Annotated in this window: 7 protein-coding genes; all 7 read left to right on the forward strand. The window is 44.1% G+C overall.

The window, feature by feature from the left end; translation table 11 throughout:
- The first annotated feature begins 11 nt into the window (after positions 1–11).
- The 7 genes from BCY91_RS03850 to galA all read left to right on the forward strand — a co-directional run bounded on the left by BCY91_RS03850 (position 12) and on the right by galA (position 15,908).
- Positions 12–2,861, forward strand: a complete 2,850-nt coding sequence (locus BCY91_RS03850; protein WP_245988997.1) for a glycoside hydrolase family 31 protein — start codon at positions 12–14, stop codon at positions 2,859–2,861.
- A gap of 52 nt (positions 2,862–2,913) precedes the next feature.
- Positions 2,914–6,075 (forward strand): SusC/RagA family TonB-linked outer membrane protein, encoded by a 3,162-nt coding sequence (locus BCY91_RS03855; RefSeq protein WP_120180706.1) that lies wholly within the window; start codon positions 2,914–2,916, stop codon positions 6,073–6,075.
- A 17-nt stretch (positions 6,076–6,092) separates the two neighbouring features.
- Complete coding sequence (locus BCY91_RS03860) at positions 6,093–7,721, forward strand: RagB/SusD family nutrient uptake outer membrane protein (RefSeq protein ID WP_120180707.1); 1,629 nt, start codon at positions 6,093–6,095, stop codon at positions 7,719–7,721.
- Between the two features lie 18 nt (positions 7,722–7,739).
- Entirely contained in the window at positions 7,740–9,641 is a 1,902-nt protein-coding gene (locus BCY91_RS03865) for a hypothetical protein (protein ID WP_120180708.1), read from the forward strand.
- A 71-nt stretch (positions 9,642–9,712) separates the two neighbouring features.
- The gene (locus tag BCY91_RS03870) at positions 9,713–11,410 is read left to right on the forward strand and encodes a cellulase family glycosylhydrolase (RefSeq protein ID WP_220699423.1); all 1,698 of its coding nucleotides are present in this window, start codon (positions 9,713–9,715) and stop codon (positions 11,408–11,410) included.
- Between the two features lie 3 nt (positions 11,411–11,413).
- Positions 11,414–13,003: a glycoside hydrolase family 43 protein gene (locus tag BCY91_RS03875; RefSeq protein ID WP_120180710.1), complete on the forward strand. Its 1,590-nt coding sequence runs from the start codon at positions 11,414–11,416 to the stop codon at positions 13,001–13,003.
- A gap of 25 nt (positions 13,004–13,028) precedes the next feature.
- Complete coding sequence (gene galA, locus BCY91_RS03880) at positions 13,029–15,908, forward strand: beta-galactosidase GalA (protein WP_120180711.1); 2,880 nt, start codon at positions 13,029–13,031, stop codon at positions 15,906–15,908.
- Positions 15,909–15,914: the final 6 nt, after the last annotated feature.

A 15,914-nucleotide genomic window follows, 5' to 3' on the forward strand; every position in this document is an offset into this window, starting at 1 on the left:
TTCTAAGCCTAATGTCTAAGTATTTTAACGTGCGCAAGTGCTGTTTTTTTCTAGCTGTTAACCTAAGTTTCGCCTTAGCATCGCAAGCCCAATCCAATTTTCAAAAGATAGAAAACGGTGTTCAAATTAAGTTGGCTAAACCTGCCGGACAAACCGAGTATGTAAACATCCAATTTGCAACAAACCGTATCGCGCACGTATCTGCAAGGTTAAATAATGCTACGCCAGTGGCAAATGGAATCGGCATCATTTTAAAATCTTCGCCCGTGGCCTATACGCAATCCATTGCTGATGATTCTATAACCCTAAAAAGCAATGCACTAACTGTTAAAGCATCGTTAACAAACGGCGGATTAGCATTTTATGATGCTAACAACCGAAGCATCACCAAGGAGTTAAGCCAAGGTCGCGAGTTTACGCCCACCATGTTTGATGGCGATGCAGCTTATGCTATTAAACAATACTTTTTATCGGATGCCAATGAGGCTTATTACGGTTTAGGGCAACACCAGCAAGGATTTATAAACTATAAAGGCAGGCAGGTAGAGCTTTTGCAAAATAACACCGAAGTCGCTGTCCCTTTTTTATACTCGAGCAAGAATTACGGTATCCTTTGGGATAACGCATCTATCACCAAAGCAGGTGACGTGCGCCAACCATTAGAGCTAAACGCCTTAAAACTAATTTCTGATGGTGGCGAGCAAGGCTGGTTAAGCAACCGCTGGGCATTGCTTTCAAAGCCGGATAGCATCCTTTTAGCTCAACCGCAAGCGCTCATTAACTTTTCTTTTTTAGAGGATCAAAAATTATTGCCCAAAGCATTTAAGTTGGACCATGCTGTAAGCACTTGGAGCGGTAAAATTGGCAGCAGTATAAGTGGAAAGCACCAGTTGGTGGTAAAGTTTGGTGGCTATTTAAAAATTTGGTTCAACAATCAATTAGTTGCCGATACCTGGCGCAAAGCCTGGAACCCGCTTACTTCTGTGTTTGATTTACAGCTGGAGGCCGGCAAAACCTACGATTTTAAAATAGAGTGGCGGCCAGATGGTGGCGAATCTTATCTGGATGTTAAAACCATTATCCCCAACAAATTTGCACAAGAAGAAACTTTTGCCTTAAGTTCTGAAGCTGGCGAAGCCATTAGCTATTATCTAATTGCTGGCAACAGCGCCGATGATGTTATTGCAGGCTACCGCGAGTTAAGCGGTAAAGCCACCATGTTGCCAAAATGGGCTTTTGGCTTATGGCAAAGCCGCGAGCGCTATAAAACCCAAAAAGAACTGTTAGATGTGGTGAAAGAGTACCGCAAGCGTCAAATTCCGCTAGACAATATTGTGCAAGACTGGTCTTTCTGGAAAGAGAATGATTGGGGTAGTCAGGATTTTGACGAAACACGTTTTCCGGATGCCACCCAAATGATTAAAGACGTGCACGCTATGAATGCCAACTTTATGATTTCCGTTTGGCCCAAGTTTTACGAAGGCATACCTGTTTACAAAGATTTTTATGATAAGGGCTTTCTCTATAAAAGAAACATTGCCGACCAACGCCGGGATTGGATAGGTAAAGGCTATACCTCTTCTTTTTACGATGCATTTAACCCGGAAGCGCGCAAAGCTTTTTGGCATTTGATTGATGAAAAACTGTATAAACGAGGCGTAGATGCCTGGTGGCTGGATGCCACAGAACCCGATGTACATTCTAACTTGAGCATTGCAACACGCAAGCAGTTAATTACGCCTAATTATTTGGGTTCATCAGAAAAATACTTCAATGCTTTCCCATTGTTTAATGCGCAGGGCGTTTATGAGGGGCAGCGCCAAGAAAATCCGGATAAAAGGGTGTTTATTTTAACCCGTTCGGCTTTTACAGGTTTGCAGCATTATGGTTCGGTAACTTGGAGCGGAGACATCGGTTCGCGCTGGGAGGATATGAAAAATCAGATTGGCGCGGGTGTAAACTTCTCTTTATCCGGCTTGCCTTATTGGACCATGGATATTGGCGGTTTTGTGGTTGAGGCACGTTACGAAAAGCCGAACGCCGCCAATTTAGAAGAATGGCGCGAGCAGATGAGCCGCTGGTTCCAGTTTGGGGTGTTTACCCCTTTAACCCGCTTGCACGGTCAGTTCCCGTTCCGCGAAATTTATAATGTAGCGCCAGAAAATCATCCGGCTTACAAAAGCATGGTTTATTACGATCAGTTGCGTTACCGTTTAATGCCCTACATCTACTCCTTGGCCGGAAAAACCTATCAGCAAGATTATACGCCGATGCGCGGCTTGGTAATGGATTTTGCCAATGACGAGAAAGTGCTGTCTATCAATGATCAATACCTGTTTGGTCCTTCTTTACTGGTAAATCCGGTGACAGCTTATCAGCAAAGCAACCGCCAAGTGTATTTGCCAAAGGGGCAGGGCTGGTTTGATTTGTACAGCGGACAATATTTTGCAGGCGGCCAAAACATCAAAGCAACAGCACCTTATGATAAAATGCCGGTGTTTGTAAAAGAAGGTTCCATCATCCCGATAGGGCCAGCTTTACAGTACGTTTCCGAAAAACTCGCAGAACCCATAACGCTGTATGTGTACGGAGGCAAAGATGCCGAGTTTACACTGTATGAGGATGACGGCCTAAGCTACGGTTACGAGAAAGGCGCATTTAGCCAAATCCAAATCGGCTACAGCCAAAACACAAAAACCCTCACTATTAAACAGCGCGAAGGCAGTTATCCAAATATGCTGAATAACAGAACTTTTAATGTGGTGTTTATAGACGCAAAACATAAGAAAGCGCTGGATTTTAATCAGAAACCGACTAAAACAATCAATTATAACGGAAATGAAGTATCAGTAAAATTTTAAACACAACCAACCAACATGAAACCAATTATTTTAAAATCAATCAATTAAATCGATGAAAAGAAAAATTACACGAAAAAAATGGATTGCTTTTCTGCTTACCATTGCGTGCTTTACATTTACCTTAACGGCGATAGCGCAAGACGCAAAGCGGAAAATAACCGGCAAAGTGGTAGATAGCGGCAATTTACCGATACCGGGCGTGAGCGTGCTAATTAAAGGCACCAGTAACGGCACCAATGCCGATGCAAACGGAAATTTTGCCCTTAATGCCAGCACTGGCGATGTGCTTTCAATTTCGGCCATATCTTACAAAAGCACAGAAGTTACCGTAGGCCCATCAAACACGGTGAATGTTACCTTACAAAATGAAGTTTCTGCTTTAGATGAGGTAGTGGTAATCGGCTACGGCGTGCAAAAGAAAGCCTTAACAACGGGCGCAAACCTGCAAGTTAAAGGTGACGATTTAAGCAAACGTAACCAAGTAAACCCATTGCAGGCTTTGCAAGGGCAAGCGCCGGGTGTTTCTATTACTTCCACCTCTGGCCAGCCGGGCGCAGGTTTAAAAGTGTTGATCCGCGGTTTAGGAACCATTGGCAACTCTGGGCCTTTATATGTGATTGACGGCGTTCCCGGTGGCGATATTTCGGTTATCAACCCGGCAGATATCCAATCTGTTGATGTGCTGAAAGACGCAGCTTCGGCAGCAATTTACGGCTCTCAGGCGGCAAACGGTGTGGTGTTGGTAACTACCAAAAAGGGTTCGGTAGGTAAAAGCCAATTAACTTTTGACGCTTATAGCGGTATCCAGAACGTGGCGCGCAAAGCAGATTTGTTAAATGCCGAGCAGTATAAAGTAATTATGAACGAGCAGGCGCTAAACTCGGGCGCAACCGCCTTTGATTTTGCCGGCATGGCCGATTTGGCAAACACCAACTGGTTGGATTATATGTTTAAAGACGATGCCAAAACAGAAAATTACAGCTTGGGCGTTAACGGCGGAACAGAAAAATCTATCTACGCCTTATCTATGAACTACATTGCGCAAGAAGGAATTGTGGGCGGAAAAGAGGTTTCAAACTACGAGCGCTACGGTTTCCGTACCAATACCGAGCATAAAGTATTGGATAAGATTTTGAAAGTTGGGCAACATCTTAACTTCAATTACATTAAAAACAATGGAATAAACGTTGGCAACCAGTATAACAACACTTTACGAAGCGCATTTTCAACTTCGCCATTGTCGCCGGTATATTCTACAAATAATAAATACGGCAGTCCGTTTAACGACACCTCAAACTCGCCTTGGTATAATGGCGATGGCAACCCTTACGGTTCCATGATGATTAATACCAACAACTTAAACGATGCACAGCGCTTATTTGCCGATGCTTATGCAGAGCTGACACCCATAAAAGGTTTAACCTTAAAATCTTTGCTCGGTTTTAACTATTACGCTTCGGAATACAGGAGCTACAACCCAATTTACCGCTTGTCTATTTACAGCTATAATGAGGACCACACGTCGGCCTCGCAAAACATGAGCAAAGGGCACACCATCAGCTGGACTAATACCGCCAATTACGATTTCAATATCAATACCGATCATCAGTTTTCTGTGTTGGCAGGTATGGAGGCGGTGCGTTACCAAGGTACTTACCTATCGGGCTCAAACTGGAATTTGCTATCGCAATTTAATGATTTTGCACACGCTTATTTGGATAACACCACCGGACAGGCGCATTTAGATCCTTCTGATCCTACAAAAATCATCGAAACACGTTCTGTAGGCGGCAAACCCGAGAATATGTACAGGAGGTTATCTTATTTTGGAAGGCTAGGCTACAACTATAAAGAAAAATACCTGTTAAACGCTACTTTGCGTGCAGATGCTTCCTCTAAATTCCTGAAAGGCCACCAGTGGGGCTACTTCCCTTCGGTTTCTGCGGGCTGGGTACTAACAGAAGAAGATTTCTTAAAATCTACCAACTGGCTCAACTTCTTAAAGTTAAGAGCTTCTTGGGGTCAGGTGGGTAATCAGGATATTTCTGATTTCCAATACGCATCCCCAATTAACACTTCTACAGGTTACAGCAGTGATAACCCGGCAGCCAATTACACCTTTGGAAACAGCAACGTAAACATTCCCGGCGCTTATCCAAACCGCTTATCAAACCCAGATGTAACTTGGGAAACATCAGAACAAACCAATATTGGTTTTGATGCCAAATTGTTGAGCAATAAGTTAGATGTGGTGGCAGATTATTATGTGAAAACCACTAAAGATTGGTTGGTTCGTCCGCCAATTTTGGCTACCGCCGGCGCCGGCGCACCTTTCATTAACGGTGGCGATGTGAAGAACACAGGTTTTGAGCTAGGCTTAGGCTGGAATGATAAAGTTGGTGACCTGGGCTACCGCATAAATGTTAACGGTGCCTACAACAAAAACGAGGTGGGTAAAATACCGACTGAAGACGGCATTATCCACGGTTTAACAAATATGCTTTATGATAACTCTGATGAGTTTTACCGCGCTAAAAACGGCCATCCGATAGGTTATTTCTGGGGTTACCAAACGGCAGGCATTTTCCAAACTACGCAAGAAATTGCCGATTGGGTAGCAGCCGGAAACGGGGTACTGCAAACCAACCCTAAACCGGGAGATGTGAAATACGTTGACCAACAGCACGACGGGCAAATTAACGCTGCCGATAAAGTTGATTTAGGCGTTGGCTTACCAGATTTTACTTACGGAATTAGCTTAGGGCTAAACTATAAAAAACTTGATTTTTCTGTAGATGCTTACGGTGTCACGGGCAATAAATTGGTGCAATCTTACCGCAACCATGCCAATAAACAGGCAAACTATACCACGCGTATTTTAGACCGCTGGACGGGTGCCGGTACCTCAAACACCATCCCTCGCGTAACAGAAACTAATGTGAACTGGCAGTTTTCTGATCTGTATTTGCAAGATGGCGATTTCTTAAGAATTGCCAACGTAACGCTAGGTTATGATTTTTCTAATCTGGTAAAATGGAAATATGCAAACCAAATTAGGCTTTACGTACAAGGGCAAAACCTGTTCACTTTTACCAAGTACGATGGTATGGATCCAGAGATTGGTTACGGTACAGAAGGCTGGGTATCTGGTATTGATTTAGGTTACTACCCGCGTCCGCGCACCGTATTGTTCGGCTTAAATGTGAAGTTCTAACGGTAAAATTTAAAATCATGAAAACGAATAAAAAGATATACGGATACATTTTATTGCTGGCACTTTCTTTAGGTTCTTGTAAGTCTGATTTTTTAGACGTGGAGCCGATGACCAACGTGCTGGAGAGCAATTTTTATAAAACCATTGCCGATGCAGACATGGCTTTGGTAGGATGCTACGACGGTTACCAACGTACATCTTCAAACGGTAATACCGCATTTTTGGTAACCTCAGAAATTTTATCTGATAACTGTTTTGGAGGCACTGGCAATACCGATGGCAGAGCTTATCAGCTATTGGATAGGTTTGATAAATCGCAATCAGCATCTGACAATAACGTGTTTAACGGCACTTGGACCGATTATTACGCCGGCATTTTTAGGTGCAACACTTTACTGGCCAAGCTAGACGGTACAGATTTTACCGAAAAACCAGAAGCGCGCGCCCGTATTGAAGGCGAAACCAAATTTTTACGTGCTTTAATGTACTTTGATTTGGTGCGCCTGTTTGAAAAAGTACCCTTGCTAACTACGCCAACGCGCGATAACGTGCCGCAAGCGGACCCAAAAGATACTTACAAGCTTATTGCTGAAGATTTGAAATTTGCTGCAGAAAACATTCCGGCAAATGCCTATCCAAAAGCGCAAGCTGCTACTAATGACGGGCGCGCCACGCAATATGCGGCAAAAGCTTTATTAGCTAGGGTTTACCTGTTTTATACCGGATATTATGGTGTAGATGATTTAGGTGTTACCAAGGCCGAGGTGTTAAAAGGTTTAGAAGACGTAATTACCAGCAATGAATTTGGCTTGGTAGATGACTTTAAAAATCTATGGCCTGCATCAAGCTATGTTCCAGAGCCGGCAACCAACACCCTCGACAAATCTAAATATGCGGGTGAAGGCAATATCGAAGTGGTTTTTGAGCAAAAATTTAACAGCACCCAAGACTACAACGGCAATGTTGACGGTAACCGTTGGTTGGTAATGTTGGGCATGCGTAACACCAACTGGTCGCCATACGGCAAAGGCTGGGGTGCTTGTACGGTTACCCAATCTTTTGCAAATAGCTTTGCCAATGGTGATACCCGCAAATCGGCATCTATCATTGATATCGCTGGCGAAGGTATCCAAGGTTTCGATGTTAAAGACCAGCGCGAGTACACAGGCTACAGCAATAAAAAATATTCCCCTACGGCTTTGCCAGATGGTACTTCTGATACCGGAGGCGGTAAAGATTTCCAGATTTCACAAGATCAGGATTATGTAGTAATCCGTTATGCAGATGTATTGTTGATGGCGGCCGAGCTGGGTTCTCCAAACGCACAAAGCTATTTGGACCAAGTGCGCCAACGCGCATATAAAACCAATTTTGTGTCTGTTGCGCCAACAAAAGAAAACATCATGAAAGAGCGCAGGTTCGAGTTTGCTTTTGAAGGCCTGCGTTACTGGGATTTGTTGCGCCAAGGTTTAAGCACTGCGGCAAGCACTATTGCTACTACAGAAAATGTTACCAGTGGCTCCACACCAGATCAGGTGGTTATCCAATCATCAAACATTACTAAAACACGCGGGTTTATGCAAATCCCTAACACACAGATTACCCTGTCAAACAACGTGTTAAAACAAAATCCAGGTTGGGAATAATTTGTAAAACATAAGATCATGAATAAGATAATTAAACTTTTTGCACTGCTGTTCGCTTGGACAGCTTTGCTTAGCTCATGTTCGCCAGAAGAATATTCTTTAGGAAACGTTGACGTTAAGCCAGAAGAACTGGTAGAAGGCATTGCTTTTAAAATTGAGCACGATGCCAACAACCCGAACATTGTGTATTTAACCAGTTTAATGGATGCTAAGTACACGCCACTTTGGGATCATCCGCAAGGAAGAAGTCAGGAAAAAAAGGTGACGCTCAAAATTCCTTTTGCAGGAGTTTATACCGTAAAATTTGGGGTAGAAACAAGAGGAGGCGTGGTTTATGGCGCACCGGCCACTTTTTCGGTAGATCAGATGTACGCCGAGTTCATCAGTAACGAAATGTGGACTAAACTCACCGGTGGCGCTGGTCAAGAAAAAACTTGGTACCTGGACTTAGACGAGAACGGCCTTTCGAGGTATTTTTTAGGTCCGATGTATTTTTACGGAACAGGCGACTGGTGGGGAACGGTTAACGGAACAGGTCCTGCTTTAAGTAGCGATTCTTGGAACTGGCAACCCGATTGGAAAGGCAATAGCTGGATTATGCCTAAAGGCGACTACGGATCAATGACATTTAATTTAAAAGGAGGCGCAAATGTTATCGTAAACCATTCCATGCTTAACAAAAGCCAAACAGGCACATTCAATATAGATGTGGATAATAAAACCATGCGGATGAATGATGCGCAACCTTTACATGGCGCCCCGCAGGATGGAGTAGTGGTAGATTGGGGAAACATCCGCATCATGTCTTTAACAGACAATACCATGCAGCTTGCGGTATTAAGAGATGAAGTGCTTTCGGGCGAAGGTCCTGCGCTATTCGTTTTCAATTATATTTCTAAAGATTTTAAAGACAATTGGGTGCCAGGAAATCAGCCGGATCCTGAACCGCCATACGAAGGTAACGCCAATGATGATTTAACCACTACAACATCCACTAAAAAAACTTGGAGTTTATCGTTAAACACACCCTACAACTGGGCAAACCTAAAAGGCGAATTGCTAAACGCTTGGACTAAGCCGGCAGATTACCCCGGTTGGGCGCCTTATGATGCCACCATGATAAGTAAGGTAGCCTTAGAACTGGATAAAACCGGCGATAACGCAGGCAGCTACAAGTTTACAGACGGCAATGGCAACAACATTAGCGGAACTTACACCACAGACGATAAAAACAACGTCATTTTTGATAAGGAGATTTCTTTCGCCATTTCGGGTGGGATTTCGTTAGCTACCACTGCCGAGAAAAAGCTGAGGATCATCAGCACAGAAAAAGATGCTACGGGGAATATTACCGGAATATGGTTGGGCAAAAAAGACCCGTCTAAAGACGAGTACCTGGTGTTTAAGTTCGAGCCCAAAGCTGGCGCAAACGGCCCGGTGGACCCTATGGCCGCATGGAAAACCGCTCTGGTAGGCAAAACCTTTAAGCCAGATGTGAATTACTTTGCAGATTGGGTAGTAACCGATTGGACCGGCGGATGGACTACAGGAATTTTTGGCGATTATACATCCAACACATGGTTATGGACAGAGGCATTCCGCGATGCGGCAGCTGCTTCTTCTATTAAATTTTATATGGACGGCAACGTGATGAAGGCAGATGCGGTAGACAATGGCACAGCAAGAAACGGTATTGTGGTAGATGTTGACCCTACAGCTAAAACGCTCACTTTCTCCGAGAATCCGTTTACTTTCCATTGGGTGTACAGCAATAACAACAGTGGAAAAGGGCCATGGATTTTGGGAGCGCGAGATGGCGCAAACTTAGGAAACGTAAACACTAAAGGTATTTATTTAGCATATATCGCAGACCCGGGAAAACCTAATGAATACGGTATGGTGCATTGGGTTATAAAATAGTCTTTGTTTTAATAATTGGGTTAATTCGGGGGCCACGCTGTTGGTTCCCCGAATTTTAGTTTAAAATGTTTATGAAGGTTTCAACACTGTTGTTTTTTCTGATGGTGGCTTTGTCTTTAGCTTCGTGCAAAAAGGATAAAGACGCTACGCCCCAGGCAGATTTGCTTGTTTCTACCGAGGCTTTAAGTTTTGCCAATGCCGGGGAAACTAAAACTTTTTACGTAAAAGCTAACGTCAACTGGACGGCGCAAAGTTCCGAAACTTGGTTACAGCTTTCGGCAAGTAGTGGCACAAGTGGCACCAACAAAGTAGATGTAAGCGCCGCCGCAAATGCTTTGGTGGCGGACCGTAGCGCAACCATCACCATCAAAGCCGGCGATATCACTAAAACAATCTCGGTTACACAATCGGCATCCAGCCTTTTTAGTGTAGATAAAACCGAATTTAACGCAGACCATAACCAACAAGAGCTTACGTTCCCCGTTTCTAGCAATGGTGCTTACAGCATTGAATTTAGTGCCGATTGGTTATCGCGTAAAGCAGAGCCTAGCAAAAGCGGGAATGTTTATACAGAAACCATCGTGCTAAACCGCAACGGAAATATATTTGACCGTGAAGCTACCATCACCCTAAAAAAAGGGGCCGAAAGCAAAACCATATCGGTTAAACAATTGGGCAACCTTAAAAACGTAGCAGCTACAAACACAGGTGTAAGTTCTGATGCACCCACATTGGCGGCCAAGCTAAAAGTGGGTTGGAATTTAGGTAATTCTTTAGAGGCTACCAGTGCCACCGCAGCCAGTGAAACATCATGGGGAAACCCTAAGACATCCAAACAGCTGATTGATAAAGTAAAAGCTGCAGGTTTTAACTCGATACGCATCCCTTGCGCCTGGAGCGCTTATATCGAAGATCCGGCAACATATAAAATTAAAGATTCGTGGCTGGCGCGCGTAAAAGAGGTGGTTGATTATTGTGTAGATAACGATATGTACGCTATTATAAATATCCATTGGGATGGCGGCTGGCTAGAAGAAAACCCAACTTACGCGGCGCAAACCGAAGTGAACAAAAAGCAAAAAGCTTTGTGGGAGCAAATTGCCGTGTACTTCCGCGATTATGATGAACACCTGATTTTTGCCGGCACTAACGAGGTACATGCCAATTACAATACGCCAACGGCAGAGCATATAAAGGTGCAAGAATCTTATAACCAAACTTTTGTAGATGCTGTACGCGCCACCGGCGGCAGAAACGCTTATCGTAACCTGGCGGTACAATCGTACAATACCAATATCAAGTTTGCGATAGATTATATGACGATGCCAACAGACCCGGCTACTCAGCGTCTTTTTACCGAAGTCCATTTTTACGATCCCTACGATTTTACGTTAGATGAGAAAAGCGACAAATATTTATGGGGTAAAGATTTTAAAAACTCGGCAAACGCGCCTAACTGGGGCCAAGAAGATTGGGTTGATGCACAATTTGCCAGCATAAAAGCCAAATTTGTAGACAAAGGCATTCCTGTAATTATGGGCGAGTACGGCGCTATTTTACGCAACGTGGGCGCTGGCCAAGCTAACCATGTGAAGGCACGTAATTATTATTTGAGCTATGTTACCAAAAAAGCCAAAGAAAACGGCATGATTCCATTTTATTGGGATAACGGACCAAGCGGTCTCAATAGTTTTGGCTTGTTTAACCGCACAACTGGGGCGGTAGAGCACCAAGACGCTTTGGATGCAATAATACAAGCAGCACAATAAACAATGGCAAAAAAGAAATTTTTAAGCTTAGCAGTCGCGCTTTTTTGGGGTATTTCGCTGGTTTTTGCACAAGCGGGCTATAAAAATCCGGTGCTTAGGGGTTTTAACCCCGACCCTAGCGTTTGCAGGGTAGGAGATGATTTTTACCTAGTAACTTCATCTTTCGAGTACTTTCCAGGTTTGCCCATTTATACCAGCAAAGACCTAATCCACTGGAAGCAGATTGGCCATTGCTTAACGCGCGAAAGCCAGCTGCCTTTAAAAAATGCTTATTCGTCTGGCGGTTTGTTTGCGCCCTCTTTAAGGTACAAAGACGGTTTGTTTTACGTGATTTGCACCAATGTTACAGGTGGCGGAAATTTCTATTGTACGGCTAAAAGCCCCGCGGGCCCTTGGAGCGAGCCTATTTGGGTAAGCATAGAAAGCATCGATCCCGATATTTTTTGGGACGATGATGGCAAAACTTACTTTGTAACACAAGGGAACGAAGGCATCCGCATTACCGAGATAGATTTAAAAACCGGCAAAGTGTTAGGTCCCGAACACTTAGTTTGGGGAGGCACGGGCGGGCGTTTTCCAGAAGCGCCGCACGTTTACAAAAAGGACGGCTATTATTATCTGCTGATTGGCGAAGGCGGTACAGAATACGCCCATAGCGCAACCATCGCCCGCAGCCGGCATTTACTTGGCCCTTACGAAAGTAATCCGGCTAATCCAATTTTAGCACACGGAAACAGAAAAGGACAGGGCAGTCCCATACAAGCGGTTGGCCACGCAGATTTTGTTCAGGCCCCGGACGGTACTTATTGGGCGGTTTTTTTAGGTTTTCGCGTTACCCAGCCTTACGCCTATTACCATATTTTAGGTCGCGAAACGTTTTTAGCGCCGGTAGCTTGGCCAAAAAACGGCTGGCCACAGGTTAACGGAGACGGCATCATCAACCTGGATATGGAGGTGCCAACATTAACGCAAAAACCTTGGCCAACCGAAGAAAGCAAAGTGGAGTTTGATAAAGAAAAGCTGGGTTTAGAGTGGCAATACCTACGCAATCCGGACATAAAAAATTATAGCTTAACAGAACGCCCGGGAAGTTTGCGCATCAGCGCTTCCCCCTTTACCTTATCGCAAACAGAAGCAGTATCTTTTATCGGCCGTAGGCAAACAGAACATCAATTTACGGCCTCAACAGCATTAGAGCTTGTTGGCGCAAAAACTAACGAAGAAGCCGGCATGGTGCTTTATCAAAACAATACGCACCATTATCAGCTGGCATTAAGCCGTAAAAACCAGCGCTATGTTGTTCAGCTAAAGGTGAAAGTGGGGTCTTTAGCGTATGTTGCTAAAGAAGTGCAAGTACCAAATCCAAAAGTTAAATTAAAAATTGAAGGCACTGCGCAACAATATAGTTTTAGTATAGCGGGCACAGATACAGAAAATTATCAGGCTTTAGGTAATTTAGATACGCGCTACATCAGTACTGAGGTTGCCGGTGGCTTTACCGGCGTAATGATAGGTCTTTACGCCACCACCAATGGAAATAAGCCCGGTGCTAAAGCCTATTTCGACTGGTTTAGTTACCAAACCGAACCTTAAATGTTAAACGAATAAATAAATTGAAGTGAAAAGCATTTTTAAACATTTTTTGCCGATACTTTTTTTGTTAGTGAACTATGGCGCAGTGGCGCAAAACCAAGCTCGCGAAAAGCTGTTGCTAGATTTTGGCTGGAAATTCGCCTACGGCCATCCGTTTGACCCGGCTAAAGATTTTAATAACGGGACCTCTTATTTTTCGTACTTAACAAAAGCCGGTTACGGCGATGGCGCCGCGGCTAAAAATTTTGATGACCGCGCTTGGCGCGATATTAACCTTCCGCATGATTATGCAGTGATACAGCCCTTTAGCGAGAAGGGGAGTTTTAGCCACGGTTTTAAAGCCATCGGCCGTAATTTTCCGGAGGTAAGTGTGGGCTGGTACCGCAAAACATTCCAAATCCCTAAAGGAGACTTAGGTAAAAAAATAACTGTCAGCTTTGACGGTGTTTTCCGCAATTCAATTGTTTGGCTTAATGGCCATTATTTAGGCACCGAGCCCAGTGGCTACGATAGTTTCGAGTATGATTTGACCGATTACATCAATTACGGCGGTGAAAATGTGATTGCAGTGCGTACCGATGCCACTATGGAAGAGGGCTGGTTTTACGAAGGCGCCGGTATTTACAGGCATGTTTGGCTAAACAAAAGCAACAAATTGCACGTGGCCAGCAACGGTACTTTTGTGCGTACAGAAATGGACGGCACAACCGCAAAAATTAAAGTGCGCACTACCCTAATTAATCAGGATGTAGCGTCACGCACTTTTTTGCTTAAACAACAAGTGCTAAACAGGGACGGAAAAATATTGGAAAGTCAGCAATCCGCTTCTATCACTTTAAAACCTTTGGAACACAAGGATATAGAACAAGTGATTTTGTTGCCCAATGCCCGTTTGTGGTCCTTGGACGATCCTTACCTGCACCGTTTGCAAACCATCATCAGCGAAAGCGGGAAAATTGTGGATAATTACCTCACCAAATTTGGCATCAGAACCATCCGCTTTGATGCCAATGAAGGCTTTTTCTTAAACGGAAAGCACATTAAAATTACGGGTACCAATAACCACCAGGACCATGCCGGGGTTGGTGCGGCCATGCCAGATGAGCTGCAGTATTTCCGCATCAGAAAGCTAAAAGAGTTTGGTAACAACGCCTATCGTTGCTCGCACAACCCGCCAACGCCCCAGCTTTTAGAAGCTTGTGATAGCTTAGGGGTTTTGGTCATTGATGAAACGCGCTTAATGGGCATCAATGATTATCATTTAAATACCTTAAAAAAGCTGATTTTACGCGATAGGAACCACCCAAGCATTATCAGCTGGAGTGTAGGGAATGAAGAATGGGGCATTGAAAACGATGTAGTGGGCGCACGTATTGTAAGCACCATGCAAAATTTTGCTAAAAGTTTAGACAGCACGCGTGCCATTACGGCCGCCATTAGCGGTGGCGTGGGCGTGGGGATTTCTACCGCGGTGGATATGCTGGGCTATAACTATATCCGCCATAAAGATACCGATAAGCACCACGCAACTTTTCCGCAACAACTTTCTTGGGGCACAGAGGAAGGCTCTACCGTTACCACCCGAGGCGTTTATGTGGATGATTTGGAAAAACACTACCTCAGCAATTACGACCGTCCGCAAAACGACCATTTTTTCAGCTTAGAGGATGGTTGGAAATACTACGTAAAACGGCCTTATCTGGCCGGCATGTTTATTTGGACGGGCTTTGATTACCGCGGCGAACCTACGCCTTTCGGTTGGCCTTCTGTTACTTCTTATTTCGGGATGTTGGATTTGTGCGGTTTCCCCAAAGATTACTATTACTATTTACGGTCGTGGTGGACACAAAAACCAACCATCCATATTTTTCCGCATTGGAACTGGTCCGGAAAAGAAGGCCAGAACATTCCGGTTTGGGTGTACAGCAATGCAGACGAGGTTGAGCTTTTCTTAAACAGAAAAAGCTTGGGTAAAAAGCAAATGCCAAAAAACGGGCATTTAAGCTGGGAGGTGGCTTATGTGCCGGGTACATTGGAAGCGATAGGTTATAAAAATGGCAAAAGAGAAATTAACGATGTGGTAAAAACTACGGGCGAGGCGAGCAATATCAAGCTAACCGCGCATCAAAATAGCATTAAAGCTAACCGAGAGGATATCGCCGTAATTACCGTTGATGTTTTAGATAAAAATAAATTACACCAACCTACCGCCAACCAAGAAATTGAATTTAGTATTGAAGGCCCCGGCAAGCTGATTGGCGTGGGTAACGGCGACCCTACGTCTTTAGAAAACGAACAGTTTTTAAGCGAAATCCAAACCTTTGAAATTGCGAACCTGCAAGAAAAACTATCGGAAACAAAAATAGAAGAAAGTGCAGTTAGCGATTTGGCAAAACAAAGCGGATGGCAAAAAGCTTTCGCGGATGAGCGTTTGCAGCCTTTTGGTGAAAAATATGCTGCTGTACTTTACAAAGGCGAATTTAACTTGCCGGCAAACTACACAGATGGAACCTTCAAGTTTTTTTTCAACAGCATTGGCAAACAGCAGTCAGTGTATGTAAACGGCAAGCAACTGGCATCTAACATCGCGCAAAGCAAAAACGGAAACACCTTTGAACTGGACGTAGCACTGCTTAAAGAAGGTAAAAACGAAGTGCTTATTTTAACTACGCCACTTACCAAGAAGCAAAGTTGGGAAACCGTTAACAGCAATCCGGGTTTAATACAAATGGTAGTGCCGGCATCTGCGTGGAAGCGTAAATTGTTCAACGGGCTGGCACAGGTAATTGTACAATCTACCGGAGGCACCGGCGACATTATTTTAAAAGCTAAAGCCCCAGGTTTAAAAGAAGCAATTTTGAAAATACCGGCATTGCCTGCACCGCAACGGCCAGCTATTCCTTAAATTTTA

The sequence above is a fragment of the Pelobium manganitolerans genome (assembly GCF_003609575.1).
Classification (GTDB): Bacteria; Bacteroidota; Bacteroidia; order Sphingobacteriales; family Sphingobacteriaceae; genus Pseudopedobacter; species Pseudopedobacter manganitolerans.